The 15,080-nt window shown below is 46.8% G+C and carries 11 protein-coding genes; 9 read left to right on the forward strand and 2 right to left on the reverse strand.

The window, feature by feature from the left end; all coding sequences use genetic code 11:
* Nucleotides 1–129: 129 nt before the first annotated feature.
* On the forward strand, nucleotides 130–555 hold the full coding sequence (locus MHI14_RS07640; protein WP_341130111.1) for a hypothetical protein: 426 nt from the start codon (nucleotides 130–132) through the stop codon (nucleotides 553–555).
* An 82-nt stretch (nucleotides 556–637) separates the two neighbouring features.
* Here MHI14_RS07640 and MHI14_RS07645 read toward each other — a convergent pair whose 3' ends face one another.
* Both MHI14_RS07645 and MHI14_RS07650 read right to left on the reverse strand, forming a co-directional pair.
* Entirely contained in the window at nucleotides 638–1,063 is a 426-nt protein-coding gene (locus MHI14_RS07645) for a hypothetical protein (RefSeq protein WP_146117046.1), read from the reverse strand.
* A 373-nt stretch (nucleotides 1,064–1,436) separates the two neighbouring features.
* On the reverse strand, nucleotides 1,437–1,799 hold the full coding sequence (locus tag MHI14_RS07650; RefSeq protein ID WP_017687018.1) for an iron-sulfur cluster biosynthesis family protein: 363 nt from the start codon (nucleotides 1,797–1,799) through the stop codon (nucleotides 1,437–1,439).
* A 289-nt stretch (nucleotides 1,800–2,088) separates the two neighbouring features.
* On the opposite strand from MHI14_RS07650, the gene MHI14_RS07655 reads away from it, so the two are divergent.
* The 8 genes from MHI14_RS07655 to MHI14_RS07690 all read left to right on the forward strand — a co-directional run bounded on the left by MHI14_RS07655 (nucleotide 2,089) and on the right by MHI14_RS07690 (nucleotide 15,051).
* On the forward strand, nucleotides 2,089–3,117 hold the full coding sequence (locus MHI14_RS07655) for a LacI family DNA-binding transcriptional regulator (protein WP_091027982.1): 1,029 nt from the start codon (nucleotides 2,089–2,091) through the stop codon (nucleotides 3,115–3,117).
* A 180-nt stretch (nucleotides 3,118–3,297) separates the two neighbouring features.
* Nucleotides 3,298–4,569 carry an ABC transporter substrate-binding protein gene (locus MHI14_RS07660; RefSeq protein ID WP_091027983.1) on the forward strand — a complete coding sequence of 424 codons (1,272 nt, stop codon included), beginning with the start codon at nucleotides 3,298–3,300 and terminating at the stop codon, nucleotides 4,567–4,569.
* A 101-nt stretch (nucleotides 4,570–4,670) separates the two neighbouring features.
* A complete protein-coding gene (locus MHI14_RS07665) occupies nucleotides 4,671–5,558 on the forward strand; it encodes a carbohydrate ABC transporter permease (protein WP_036668619.1) in 888 nt (295 codons plus the stop codon).
* Entirely contained in the window at nucleotides 5,551–6,396 is an 846-nt protein-coding gene (locus MHI14_RS07670) for a carbohydrate ABC transporter permease (RefSeq protein ID WP_017687022.1), read from the forward strand. Before MHI14_RS07665 ends, MHI14_RS07670 begins: the two co-directional genes overlap by 8 nt.
* Nucleotides 6,397–6,486: 90 nt before the next feature.
* Nucleotides 6,487–7,983 (forward strand): glycoside hydrolase family 30 protein, encoded by a 1,497-nt coding sequence (locus MHI14_RS07675; protein ID WP_091027986.1) that lies wholly within the window; start codon nucleotides 6,487–6,489, stop codon nucleotides 7,981–7,983.
* Nucleotides 7,984–8,339: 356 nt separating this feature from the next.
* Nucleotides 8,340–11,375: a beta-galactosidase gene (locus tag MHI14_RS07680; protein ID WP_341130112.1), complete on the forward strand. Its 3,036-nt coding sequence runs from the start codon at nucleotides 8,340–8,342 to the stop codon at nucleotides 11,373–11,375.
* 443 nt (nucleotides 11,376–11,818) lie between these two features.
* A complete protein-coding gene (locus MHI14_RS07685) occupies nucleotides 11,819–13,165 on the forward strand; it encodes a glycoside hydrolase family 43 protein (protein WP_341130113.1) in 1,347 nt (448 codons plus the stop codon).
* Between the two features lie 41 nt (nucleotides 13,166–13,206).
* The gene (locus MHI14_RS07690) at nucleotides 13,207–15,051 is read left to right on the forward strand and encodes an RICIN domain-containing protein (RefSeq protein ID WP_341130114.1); all 1,845 of its coding nucleotides are present in this window, start codon (nucleotides 13,207–13,209) and stop codon (nucleotides 15,049–15,051) included.
* Nucleotides 15,052–15,080 lie beyond the last annotated feature (29 nt).

The raw sequence follows: 15,080 nt of genomic DNA on the forward strand, positions 1-15,080 counted from the left end.
CGATACAATATTGATAAGATATCGAGGGACAGAAATAGTAATAGCTTTTTTAAGAAAGATAAAATAAGTCCGAGTTATTGAAACGTATCATTCGTTAGAGTATGAGAGAGGTGAGATGAAATTATTAAAATGAGTAATAACATCTTAATGTTGGTATTAGCGGTATCCATGACAATAGCTGGGTGTTCATCAACCGAAAAAAATGACGATAATGTTACTGAACGTGTAGTAGCATCTGATTTTATTCTCGAAGTAACAACACCAACAGTTTTAAGTATGGGTGAGACAATTAAAGTAAAAGGAACATTAAAATATACAGGTATTAAACCTGTTGAAGTAACCCATGGAAAACCTATCATTCGTTTTTTCTTTTCCGGTAGTGACGAGGAGCGTAATTATACGGATGTGGGATATGTAACTGAATTTAAATCAGGTCAAGTGGTTGAGGTTGAAGATGAGTTTATAGTAACCCAAAAAGGGAAACAAAATCTCATTGTGGATATGACCGCGGATATTTCTTTAACCATGAATCCAATTGAAATTGTTGTGAAGTAATCTTAGTAATCTTGAATTGGCGGGTTTAGAAGTAGGCTTAATGATTGTGTGCAAAGAAACCAAAACAAATAGAGCCAAACGTTTAAGTTAGGCTCTTCTTGGCGATATATTGTGTCTCTGTGTCATTTGAATCCTGGCGCTTTAAAAATATCTTACTTGGTCGATGTAAGAGCACAACTAACAAGGCGAATAGTTGAATAAGTCCAGTTAATAGTCCTTCATTCAGTAGTCCGATAAATAAAGCGATACTCAGGAACGTAACAGTCGATCTGAATTGTCGTTTGGTGATGCAAATGATAGCAAGCAAACTAGGAATGATCAAAAATATGATTCTCCCAGTAATTTCATTAGAGAAATTAATCAAATCATTGCCGTTCACTTGGTAACCGGCAAAGGCTTCAGGATTTTGACTGAAAATATAGAGAAATACACTGAAAGAAACAATAAGGTATATAACTTTAATACTCAACAAGATGCGGACTACGTTCAGGATTGTGGGTAACTTCATAAGTTTCAATTTTCCTCCTCGACACTTCTAAACGGATACAATGTTCTAACCGTGTTCTTGGTATAACTGGACTTATATCTTTAATTAGGTATTCCGTTTTGTGTATCTCCTAAATTCATATGTGGTTATCTAAGTATACGGTTTGCTTGTAATTATTTGTATTAAACTAAAGTCCATATTAATTAATCAAATTTTCACCTCTTTTGTCCTGAAAAAAGGTCGGAAATAGATTGGCAGAGGTACAGAGGCACTGCACGAATATGAAATGTTTACAAGAATAATGCCTAATGAACTCATTAAAATTGATAAAAAACCTCCCGTCCCGCATGACATCTGGGCTTGGGAGGTTTTGATTATAGTGCTAATTCAACGTTTATCGTACAAACCATCCAGTGGGCTGTGGGGCTACGTCTGCGGTATCTCGTAAATCATGGACTTTGACATTACTGCCATAGATCATGGAATCACTGCTCAGTCGGAACGAAGGGAAACTGTGCTCGGATTGCAGACGCAGAGAGGGTTCAAAGTAAATCTGCTGCTGTTTGTTGATTACAAAGGGAAGCGACCCCGCCTCTACGGTAACATCATCGCTATCCGGTTCGTTTAAGATCAGAAGTACCGCAATTCCGTCACAACCGCATCCATCGGTATCATAAAACAATTTGAAATAGCCTGGTCGATCTCCCAGCTTTTCAGTAAGTCTTGCTTCTGCCAGCGGACTGACTTGAATGATCATGACGTTGTTCACACTCCTCTAATCTCCAATGAATTCGCTTACAATTTAATATATGGACCATAAACGCAGATTAGAAGGTGAAATAAAGAAAAGCAAACATGTCCTGTAAAAATATTGACGCTAATGCGTAATGCAACGAACCATTCACGTATGAATGTTATACCCGGAATTTCTATGGGTTCAGTGTGAAATCATTCGCCCGTCAATGAAACCCATTTCATCGGCATTCCTTATCTGGTATGATAAGCAGGGAAAATAGGGAAAATTAGAGAAAAAGGAAGGTTCCGCTATGACACCGATCACCATATACGACATCGCCAAGGAAGCAAATGTATCTGTAGCGACAGTCTCCCGGGTACTGAATGATACGGCACCTGTGCGTGCAAGCACCCGAGAGAAGATTATGTCCATCATTGAAAAACACCAGTTTCAGCCCAATGCGCAGGCGCGCAGTCTGATCAAGAAAGAGACGGGTACCATCGCCATCATCCTGCCGGACATTACGAATCCCTTTTTCCCGGAAGTGTTCTGGGGTGCGGAGAATGAGGCTCGCGGATTGGGGTACACCTTCTTTCTGTGCAATACCGCAGGCGACTACAACAGGGAATCTGAATATTTGTCCATCCTGCGAGAGAAGCGGGTAGACGGGATTATTTTCCTCGGCGGGCGAATTAACATGCAGGTCTGTCCGGATGACATGGCTCAGGAATTGATTGATATGGGCAAGCGTATGCCAATTGTACTGGTCAATGGCAATATTGCGAAAGGCGGGTTTCACCGGGTATACACGGATGAGGGGGCAGGGGCAGCCCTTGCAGCTGAGCATTTGCTTGAACTGGGGCATCGCGATATCGCCTTTGTTGGCGGTCTGAAAGAGTTGTCCACAACCATGGTCAAGGTCAGAGCTGTGCAGAAGAAACTTCGGGAGCATGGACTCGAAATACCAAAAGAACGGCAACTGCTCGGCAGCTTCTCCATCGACGACGGCAAACGGGAGATGTCCAAACTACTGGATCGTGACAATCCGCCAACCGCAGTCATCTGCGTTAATGACAACACAGCGATTGGTGCGATCAAGTCAACGATTGAGCATGGGCTCTCGATTCCGAAGGATATATCCATTGTGGGTTATGATGATACACCGCTCGCCAGTGCCGTTATACCGGAACTGACAACCGTATCCCAGAATACGTATCAGCTTGGCAAACAGGCTGTGGATGTGCTGCATGAGCTGATTAACCAAGGCAAACCGAAGAAGCAGATCATTCTGCAACCGGAGCTGATAGTGCGTCAAAGTACAGGGCCTGCTGCAAGATAAAGGGCCTGTAATTGGAAAAGAAAGCGTTGACATTTCCTCGAAGGGTGAAATATAATGAGTGCGTGAATGAAACCCCTTTCATAAAGTGGAACGGGTTTTATGTTTCAGCTTAATGAAACCCATTTCATGAAACGGGTTTCAGTGTAGTCATCCATTCATTATATCAAGGGGGCGTAACGTATGAGAAGAAGTTTAAAGGTCATTTCGTTATTGATGCTGGTCATGGTAATGGGTCTGACAGCCTGTAGCAGCGGGAGTAAAAACGGTTCTTCCGGCGAGTCCGGTGGCAAGGTTGATTTGAGCATGACGATCTGGGGCTCGGAGGATGAGAAGAAAATTTATCAGGAACGACTCGACATTGTGAAACAGACGTATCCCGATATTAACGTGAAGCTGAACGTGGTTGCAGGAGATTATGACCAGAAGGTACAGACCATGATCGCCGGAGGAACGGCACCGGACATCATGATGATTGCCGAGAACTATCAGGCTTACGCCTCCAAGAATCAGATTATACCGCTGGATGACATGATTCAGGCGAACAATGTGAACATGTCCGAGCGTTATTCCGATGATATTGCCAACCTGATGAAGTATGATGGCAAACAATTTGGTTTGCCGGATCGGGCAGGTGCGATGGTCCTCTTTTATAACAAAGATCTGTTCGACAAGGCTGGGGTGGAATATCCAACCAAAGATTGGACGCAGGACGATCTGATGGCGGCAGCTCAGAAGCTGACGGTGAAGGAGAATGGCAAAACGGTTCAATGGGGCTACTACCCGGGTAGCTGGTGGCCGCAATGGATGCAGCTGATCTACCAGAACGGTGGCTCATTGTTCGATGAGAGTGGTAAACCAACCTTCAATACAGAGCCTGTGCGGAAAGCATTACAATTCATGAATGACCTGACCTTCACACACGGTGCGGGACCAACGCCAACCGAGATTGCCGACATGGGGAATATCGGAGCCGATCCGTTGTTCGCTCAAGGCAAGATCGCCATGGAAACGACAGGGTTCTGGAACATCGGTTCACTTGCCAAGGTGGAAGGCATTAATTGGGATATCTCTCCGGTATGGGGCGAAACGAACGCATTCTTTAACGGGTTAACGATTACCAACGCTTCCAAACACAAGGAAGAAGCTTTCAAAGTCATCGAAGCACTGACCACACCGGAAGCACAGATGCCGATGGTCAAAGCCGGTCAGGATGCTCCTGCAACCAAAGCAGGTTTGTCCAGTGATGAATTCCTCAATGCTGAATACGGCGGCAAAAAAATCAACATGGCTGCGTTCAGTGAATCGACGATCTATGCAGAACCGTTCAACCCGCAATGGAACGAAATGATGAAGCTCATTAACGATAAGCTGGGTGTGTACTTCAACAACAAAGCCTCGCTTGATGATACCGTAACCGAAATTCAGAGTGGACTGGAAAGACTCTACAAATAGAGGATTTTTCTGAACATGCACAAATAGCAGCGACAGCAGGACAGGTGGAATCGGCGTGAATGCGGGTTCCATCTGCTCTCTGCGTCATGGGAGGGCTTAACGTGAGAAAAAAGGACGGGAAATGGTTCTACATCTTCATCTCGCCTTGGCTGATCGGGTTTCTGGGGCTGACCCTGGGTCCGATCCTGTTTTCCATCTATATGAGCTTCACGAATTGGGATCTGTTCCAGTCCCCTGAATTCATTGGTATCGACAATTACAAAACGTTACTGACCGATGATCCGATTTTCTGGAAATCCGTAGGCAATACATTCTTCTATGCGCTAATATCCATTCCGCTGGGCATGTCGATCTCGCTCTGGATTGCATATTACCTCAACAAGAAAATCAAAGGGATCACCTTCTTCCGTATTCTGTTCTATCTGCCTTCCGTTGTTCCGGTGGTTGCGAGTTCATTGCTCTTCATCCACTTGCTTGCACCGACGGAAGGGTTGATCAACCAGGCACTTGCGATCTTCGGTATTCAGGGTCCCGCCTGGCTTCTTGATCCGAACTGGGTTAAGCCTGCATTGATTCTCATGTCCTTATGGGGTGTAGGTGGTGGCGTGGTATTGCTGCTTGCAGGTATGAAAGGTATTCCACAGGAGCTGTACGAGGCCGCTGCCATTGATGGAGCGAAGAGTACACAATCGTTCTTCCATATTACATTCCCGATGCTGACTCCCGTCATTTTCTTCAATCTCGTGACTGGTATGATTGGAGCGCTCCAGACCTTCGCGCAGGTATTCATCGTTACTGCCGGCGGACCTGACAATTCAAGTCAGATGGTTGTTCCCTACTTATTCCAGAATGCGTTCCAATTCTACAAAATGGGATATGCATCGGCGATTGCCTGGGTACTATTCATCATCATCATGGCGTTGACACTCGTTGTATTCCGTTCATCGGCGCTATGGGTGCACTACGAGGAGGGAAAAGCCAATGAGTAATCCATCGACTGTGGAGAAGACGATATCCTATATTTTTCTGATTCTGGTCGGGGTGCTGCTTGCTTCGCCTTTCCTGTACATGATCTCCATTGCACTGGCAAGTGACGCAACAACCGTCAAATCAGCTTTTACCTTCGTTCCAATGGAGTTCCAATGGTCGAACTTTTATACGATTTTTACGAATAACAATCTTGGAACATATCTCAAAAACTCGGTCATCATTACCGTCTTTACGATTGTCGGATCGGTATTATCAGCTTCGATCGTATCCTACGGCTTTGCCCGAATCAAGGCAAAAGGCAGCCGTTTCCTGTTTATTGTGTTGCTCAGTACGATGATGATTCCGGGTGAGGTGACGATGGTACCGCAGTTCATCATCTTCCGTCATCTGGACTGGATTAATACATTTTACCCGCTGATCGTACCAAGCTTCTTCGCCGGAGCATTCAACGTATTCCTGATTCGGCAGTTTGTCATGAGTATTCCCAAATCACTGGATGAAGCCGCCATGATCGATGGTATGGGGCACCCGGGAATCTACTGGAAGATCATCATGCCACTGACTTATCCCATACTTGCGGCCATTGCGATCTTTTCATTCTCCTATAACTGGGGCAACTTCATGGGGCCGCTCATCTATATCAATGATCCGGAGAAAATGCCGCTGGCACTCGGAGTGCAGCTGTTGACTACGGTAGGTGGTGGGCAGATGCCACCATGGAACCTTGTGATGATTGCTTCCCTGTTCCTCACTATTCCGATGGTACTGGTATATCTGTTCGGACAACGTTATGTGTACGAAGCCAACATTAGCGGCGGAAGCAGCGGAATCAAGTAACCGAAGTGTCTGTAATGTGTGTATGTATTGAACCTGACGTTCAAGGTCAACGAAGTAATCACCGTACATGGAGAAGGGATTGTATAGCCCATGGCGCATAAAGAACAACGCAGCAGGAGCAAACGGAACTATATCCTCATGGGTGTAGCCCTGATTGCCCTTCTGGCAGGAGGAGGAATTGTTATCAATCATTTTGCCAATGAATCATCCAAAACACTTGTATTTCAAGAGGAACCGGTACGTCTGAAGCTGGATCAGTCCTATGACCATTTTGAAGGCTGGGGCACGTCACTTGCCTGGTGGGCCAACGATCTGGGCGGATGGAAGGATCAGGCGAAGGTTAGTGAAGTGATGGATCTGGTCTTTGATCCGGAGAAAGGATTAGGTCTGAACATCGTTCGTTACAATATCGGCGGTGAGGAAAATCCGGAGATGAAAGCTCTTCGTCCCGGCGGGGATGTACCTGGCTTCCAGCCTGAACCTGGAGAGTGGGATTGGGAGGCTGATGCAGGTCAGCGGGCTGTACTACAAGGCTCGATGGAGCGCGGCGTGAATATTGCTGAAGCATTCTCCAATTCACCACCTTACTGGATGACGATCAGTGGATCGGTGACCGGAGCCGTGGATGGCAGCAATAATCTTCGTGACGATCAGTATGATGCGTTTGCAGATTATCTGACTGAAGTCGTGAAGCATTATCGGGACGAGTGGGGCATCACCTTCCGCACACTGAATCCGCTCAATGAACCTTCCTCCGACTGGTGGAAGAAGGGCAATATGCAGGAAGGCAGTCATTTTACGAATGAGAAACAGGCCGAGATTATCAAGAAAGTTGCTGCATCGTTGAAGAGCAAAGGACTGGATGGAACCGTCATTAGTGCCGCAGACGATAACAGCATTGATGAGACGGTGTTTAATTTCAACCTTTACGATCAGGATACGCTGGACGTAATCCAGCAGATCAATACCCACTCCTATAACGGTAGCAAAATGGAAGAGCTGCGCACATTGGCAGAACGCCATGGCAAGAAGCTGTGGATGTCTGAGTACGGAACGGGTGGCAGCGAGCCGCACAGTCATGAGGATATGACCTCAGTACAAGAGTTGGCGGAGCGAATCATGTTTGATCTGAAAATCATGCAGCCATCCGCCTGGGTATACTGGCAGGCTGTTGAAGATGAAGGCGCCAATAACAATTGGGGGTTCATTCACGCCAACTTTAACGGAGAAGAGCAGTATGAGATGACCAAACAGTATTATGGTATGGCCCAGTTTACAAAGTTCATTCGTCCCGGTGCGACGATTATTCCAACGGATGGCGGACGCACACTGGCTGCTTATGACGCGGAACGTCAGAGACTGGTGCTGGTGATTCGTAATGAATTGTCAGCTGGAACAACGGCGTTTGAACTGGAAGGGTACACGTATGGAAAATCAGCCACTGCGCAGGTGTATCAGACTTCACCGGACCGGAACATGGAACAGCTTGAAGACATTCCGGTGTATGCCAACGGACTGGAAGTACCTACCGCAGATAATTCCATCACAACGGTTGTACTGGAAAGCGTGACGTTGCAGGGGAACTGATGATAGCACTCGGAAAGTTGTTCTGTAATCGTAGTACCCGTGTAAATCACTTTTAGTTTAACGGATATGGTTCACCTTAAATTAATTACAGGACATATGAACCTATATAAATTGAACTAAACATTTACACCAAACGGAGAGACAGAAAGGACCTGAAGAAGCGGAGCGTGCGCCTACAAGCTTCCTGCAAGAAAGCTACATCGGAAGCATACGCTATCACCAGATTTTCCCCTTGAGAAAAGGGAATCAAAAAATCTGGGGATAACAGCGATCGGAAGGTTGTTCTGTCATCGAAGTGCACAGTGTAAATAATCTTTAGTTCAATTTATATAAATACAGAGAAGGAGGGGATATCTTTGACAGAGAAAACATCCCTTTTGCTCCAAAAGCAGGAGAAGAACACCAGCAGGGCTGAAAACGATGTTCAATCTGAATTAACATACGATGCACGCAGTTTTTTCCTAAACGGAGAGCGTGTATTTCTGAACAGTGCCACGATCCATTATTTCCGTATGCCGAAGGAAGAATGGCGTGAGGTTCTGTTGAAGGCGAAGCTGGCAGGCATGAACTGCATCGACACCTACTTTGCGTGGAATGTGCATGAACCGGAAGAAGGACAGTGGTCCTTTGAAGGGGACAACGATTGCGGAGCATTTCTGGATTTGTGCGCAGAACTGGGCATGTGGGTCATCGCGCGTCCGGGTCCGTTTATCTGTGCAGAATGGGATTTTGGCGGTTTTCCATACTGGCTTGGTACGAAGGATGGCGTGAAATTCCGGGAAAATAATGAGACGTATTTGCACTATGTGAATTTGTATTTTGACCGGCTTGTGCCGATTATTCGGGAACGCCAGCTGTCCGCTGGAGGCACGGTCATTCTGGTTCAGGTGGAGAATGAATACGGGTATCTGATGGATGACGCTGCTGCAAGTGACCATATGAATACGCTGAGAGATGGATTGTTGCAACGTGGCATTGACGCTACGCTGATCACTTGCGTTGGCGGGGCGGAAGGCACAATTGAAGGGGCTAATTTCTGGTCAGGTGCTGACGGGCATTATGAGAAACTCCGAGCCAAACAGCCGGACACCCCGAAGATGGTCACGGAATTCTGGACCGGATGGTTTGAGAATTGGGGAGGACCTTCAGCCATTCAGAAGACAGCGCCTTTGCTGGAGAGACGCATCATGGAAATCCTGCGTGCCGGGTATACCGGAATCAGTCACTACATGTTCTATGGTGGCACGAACTTTGGTGGATATGGCGGCAGAACGATGGGTAGCAGTGATATTTTCATGATTACGTCCTATGACTATGATGCACCCCTGAACGAATATGGACGGGGGACACCGAAGTATGCAATAACCAAGAATTTGTCCTATTTCGTCCATGCTTTCGGGGCCCTTCTGATGGAAACAGAGGAAATTCCAGAAGAACAGATCGTTGTACGTCATCCTGAAGGCATATCTGTACGAGGCAGACAGGCTGGCAACCAGAAGATTTGGTTTCTGGAGAGTCACAAGGATGAACGCGAGACCATGCACATTACGCTGGAGGAAGGCCGGACTCTTCCCGTATCGGTGAATCCGGGTCAGATTGTTCCGTTGCTGGATCGAGTACAGATTGCTGAACACGTATATCTGACTGCGGGTACGATGATTACGGGCAATGAAATGATAAACGGAGAATTAACCCTGTTCATCGTGGCCGCTGCCGGGCAGCGGTCAGTTGTTGAACTGGAAGCTGGGGCACTAAACGTTACGGGCAGTACGGTGCAAGTGCTGGTTGAACATGATTCAGCAAGGAACGTATACCGCTTCGATCTGTTCCATTTCCAAGAGCCGGGAATGATCCAATTGGAAGCAAACGGCACACCGATCCGTTTCGTCATTCTGGATCAAGAGACGATGAATCGAACATGGCGATTGGAAGCAACAGATCAGAAGGGACTACGGTATGTGATCGGCTTCGATGACGCAGATGTATTGCCATCTGGTCAGGTCAAGGGCATGATCACGGATCCGGATCGCACAATTACGCTGCTTGGTGACTGGACCGATGGAGAACGGACGTTAACAGGTGACGAGTTCTATGCCAGCGAGAAGCCTATTGCAGGTATGCAGCAGCAGCTTCCATGGACATCACCGAGTGCGCCGACGTTGTCTAATTCTCCTGAGCTGTCACGTATTGCATTAACTGCGAAGCAACGCTCGGCGAGTAGACAACCGGAAGACTTTTCCCGGTATGGACAAGATTTTGGTTATTTATTGTACGAATGTGATTTCGAGAGTCCAACCGAAGGGATCACTAACCTCATTTTGCCGGATATCCAGGATACTGCCAGAATCATTGTTAATGGTGTTCAGCAGGCATTAGTGCGTCAGGTAGGTGCCGCTGGAGTGCAGTTGCAGGTGGCCAAAGGGAAGAATACACTTCAGATTCTGGTGCAGCATATGGGCAGATTGAACTTCTCCCCGTATTTGGGTGAGAGCAAAGGTCTGGCTGGTGCTGTGTATCTGGGCGGCAAAGTTCGGGATATTCGTCGGGATTGGCGTATGGAGAGTGGACTTGTGCATCTCGATGAGGTGAACTCTATACATGGGGCGCCACTTCTGAGCAGAAGCTTTACGCTGGATGGCATGGATCGGGCGATTCTTGTGGGTGCCTTGAGCAAAGGTCTTCGTATCAATGGCATCGAAGTTCCGATGGAGGGATATCAGGATTGGTTTGCCTTCCAGACGTTAGACATATCTCTGTATATCAAGCCCGGAGAGACGAATACACTGGAAATGCCGTATAGCCGTTCATCGCTGAATCGACTGGAACTGATCACGTATCCAAGTCAGGGAGAACTGAAGGATTGGCGTATGGCAGGGACGGATGTATTACTTCCGCAACAATGGGAGAGATACGAGGTAGAACAGGAAGCGCTACATCCTGGACAGGGATCAATCCAGCGTGCAGGACAGTCTGGTATCGCCACAGGTGGCAATTGTACTGCCAATTTGGATCCCCACACCACGAATGGATCGGTTAATCGTGCTACATTGAGCGAGAAGTCTCATCCTGTATCCAATCATACTCCAGTCAGAGGATCGTATGGTCAGCCCGTTTGGTACCGCTGGCGTTTCACCAAGCCTACTCTTTCTGAGCATCATAAAGTGAATCTGATGCTTCGCCTGACCGGGATGAGCAAAGGAACCATTCACCTGAACGGACATCATCTGGGCCGTTACTGGCAGATTGGTCCGCAAGAGGATTACAAGATTCCAGTAGCATGGCTACAGGAAGAGAATGAATTACTTTTGTTCGATGAAGAAGGCAGAACACCAGAACGTGTACGTTTTCTTTTAGATGCGCCATCCCGTTATCCATGGGTTGTGGTAGAGTAGTTCATGTATTGATCGTTAGCTGTCTTACCGATCCAACTATGGTTGGGAACAATAACTGGATCGAGATAGTTCGAGTTGGACGCAACATTTCACCTTTTACCACAGTCACACTACCTCATTTTCTTAGTCAAATAACCAGAGCTTGTGAATCTTTCGGATTCAGTCTTACGGAGTGAATTAGGCTAAGGGAATGGGGGAACTGTGGTGACTAGGTCTGTACAATGAACTAAGGTAACACTTGTAACCTAATTAATTGTAACCGTTTACATATATATTAAAGTGTTTATCCATGATCTGTGAAGGGAGTGATGCTTCATGTAATTGGAATTCGAACAGGTAGTCGTGAGGTGTTGCTCATCAGTGGCAGTCTCAGGTACGCTTTGTCATTGGTACTACAGTAAGGTATTCCTCTGTTCATCACATATGGATAAGGAGATGACCCAATGTTGACGAAGAAGGAAGAGGGGATAGGAATAGGAGCAGGAAAATCCAATGGTTTAAAGGCCGGAATGATTCTGCTGCTTGGAACATTGCTTCTATTAACGATGTTATTCCCCAATACAGCCAGAGCAGCGACAAGTGTTTATACGATATCCGCCTTTACGAACACAAGTGAGTCCAATATGTATATCTATGAATCGTATAATGCGACCCACTATGGTTTGCTGAAAGGGCCAGCCTATACACCTCCGGTCGATCTGATCCGCGATCCCAGCATCATGAAGCACACAGATGGTCTATATTACGTTGTTTACACCACGAACTGGTCGGGTAACACCATCGGCATTGCCTCCAGTCCGGATAAGGTAAACTGGACATTTGTCCGTAACATTACATTATCCACACCTACTACAATTGCACACACCTGGGCACCAGAATGGTTCAAAGACAGCAACGGCAGTCTGAACATTATCGTGTCCCTCTCACCAGGCAACTATCAGAATTTCAAACCTTATGTACTCACAGCTTCAGGTAGCAATCTAACATCTACCTCATGGTCTGCACCTACTGAACTGGCAGGCATTGCTCCCAATTATATCGACACTTTTATCGTGAAGACAGGCTCAACCTATCATGCTTTTACCAAAAACGAGACCACCAAATACATTGAATATGCGACATCCACCTCGCTAAAGGGTCCTTACAACTTTAAAGGCACAGGGGATTGGGCAGGTTGGGGTTCTTGGGTGGAAGGCCCGGCGCTTGTTCAGTTGGATAATGGTTCATGGCGAATCTACTTTGACGGCTATGCGACACAAAAATATTATTACAGCGACTCTGCTGACAACTTCCAGACTTGGGGTGCCAAACAAGAGATTGCGGGTCTTACCGGACTCGTCCGGCATATGACCGTATTGAAAGAGTCCGGACAACCGGGTGATATCCGCAAGCTGGAGTCCTTCAATGTACCTGGCAGCTTCATTCGTCATTACAACTATCAGGCACGGATTGATGCGAGTGTCAGTCCGGCGGAGGATGCACAATTCCGGGTCGTTCCCGGGCTGTCAAATGCAACAGGCATTTCGTTTGAGTCCATGAATTATCCGGGTTATTTCCTGCGCAATAATAATGGCAACATTACACTTGTGAAAAATGACGGCAGCGCTACATTCCGAAATGTCGCCACGTTCAAACGTGTAAATGGACTTGCTAATGCTAGTTGGACATCGTACGCGTCATTTAGTAACCCGAACCTGTATCTGAGACATTACAATAATGTGCTGAAATTGGAAGCTGTCGTTACTGCACTCGATAAGTCAGACGCGACCTTCCGAGAGGTTACACAATAATTGGTGTTCGTGTTTCGAAAAATTCATAAGGAGTGAAGCGGATGAAGTGGTTAAAACGAATGAGCTCGCTGCTGCTGGCAGGAAGTCTGCTAACAAGCAGTTTAGGTCTGGGCACAGAGGTATCTGCTGCGGGAGCTTACACGGCTGTTGCCGATCCATCGAAGCAATATCAGACGATGGAAGGATGGGGAACATCCCTCGCATGGTGGGGCAAGGTGGTTGGAGAATATTCCAATCGGGATGAGTATGTGGAGAAAATGTTCAACGCGAATACTGGACTGGGACTGAACATCCTGCGGTACAACATTGGAGGCGGGGATAATCCATCGTCCAATATCCTCGAATATCGCAAAGCCGTTCCTGGTTACCAGCCTTCTCCCGGCGTGTATGACTGGAATGCAGATGCAAACCAACGATATATGCTGCAAGCTGCCAAAGCGCAAGGTGTGAATGTTATCGAAGCTTTTGCGAATTCCGCACCTTACTGGATGACGATCAGTGGTAATGTGTCCGGTTCGGCGAATGGAGGTAACAACCTCAAGCCTGATTACTACGATGATTTTGCCGATTACTTAACTGAGGTTGTGAAGCATTTTCGGGATAACTGGGGGATCACATTTGATAGTGTAACTCCGCTGAATGAACCGATCTCGACGTGGTGGAAGCAGGGTAATGACCAGGAGGGCATGCACTTTGACCGGGCGGATCAGAACACCATTCTGAGTCAGGTACAAGGTTCATTGAATGCGAAGGGCCTGTCTACAAAGCTGAGCGCACCGGAAGAATACAGTATCGATGATACGAATGTGTCGTTCAACAGCTATAGCAATGCCGTTAAATCAGCGATCACTCAGATCAACACCCATACGTATGGCGGAAGCAATCGTACTGCTTTGCGTAACACAGCGACGTCTGCGGGCAAACATCTGTGGACCTCGGAATATGGAGATGGGGATGCAAGTGGACTTACGATGTCACGGACCATCCTCAAGGATATTCGCAATATGGGCGCAAGTGGATGGGTGTATTGGCAAGCCGTGGATAGTGCAGAAGGATGGGGATTCTTCAAGAACGTGTTGAACAATACACAAACGACCAGTTACACCGTAAACCAAAAATATTATGTCATGGGCAACTACAGCAAATTTATTCGTCCTGGATACAAGATTATCGGCATGAGTGATGCCAATACCCTTGCAGCCTATGATACAGTTTCCGGCAAAGTTGTTCTGGTAACAACCAATTCGGAATCAACGGATACAACGGTAACCTATGATCTAAGTCGTTTTACTAACACAGGCACGTCTGCTCAAGTATATCGGACCTCTTCAACAGAGAAGTTGCAGCAACTGACCAATATTTCGGTGCAAAACAAAACCTTTACCGCTACAGCCAAGGCCAACTCGGTCACAACTTACGTCATTTCCGGTGCAACTTACAATGGTGGTACAGGATATGAATCCGGGGCAATCTACAAATTAATCAACCGCAATAGTGGACTTGCACTCGATGTTAACGGTGCTTCTTCTACGGGTGGGGCAACGATCATTCAGTGGAATGATAATGGAGCAGCCAACCAGCAGTGGAAGCTGGAGTCGGCAGGTAACGGATATTACAACATCCGCAATGTAGGCAGTGGCCTTTTATTAGACGTGAATTCGAGTTCTACACAAGGCGGAGCCGCTCTGATTCAGTGGCAGGATAACGGAGGCAACAATCAGCAATGGCTGCCAATTGATGTGGGAGGATATGTGGTACTTGCGAATCGAAACAGTGGCCTGACGGTTGACATCAATCAAGGGTCTCTAACCGCAGGTGCCTCCACGATTCAGTGGGCCGACAATGGCGGGGCCAATCAGCAATGGAGCCTAGTCAAAGTTAATTAGTGTGAGTACGCATGAAATAAACGTTGTTA

The sequence above is a fragment of the Paenibacillus sp. FSL K6-2393 genome (assembly GCF_038002545.1).
In the GTDB taxonomy this organism is placed as follows: Bacteria; Bacillota; Bacilli; order Paenibacillales; family Paenibacillaceae; genus Paenibacillus.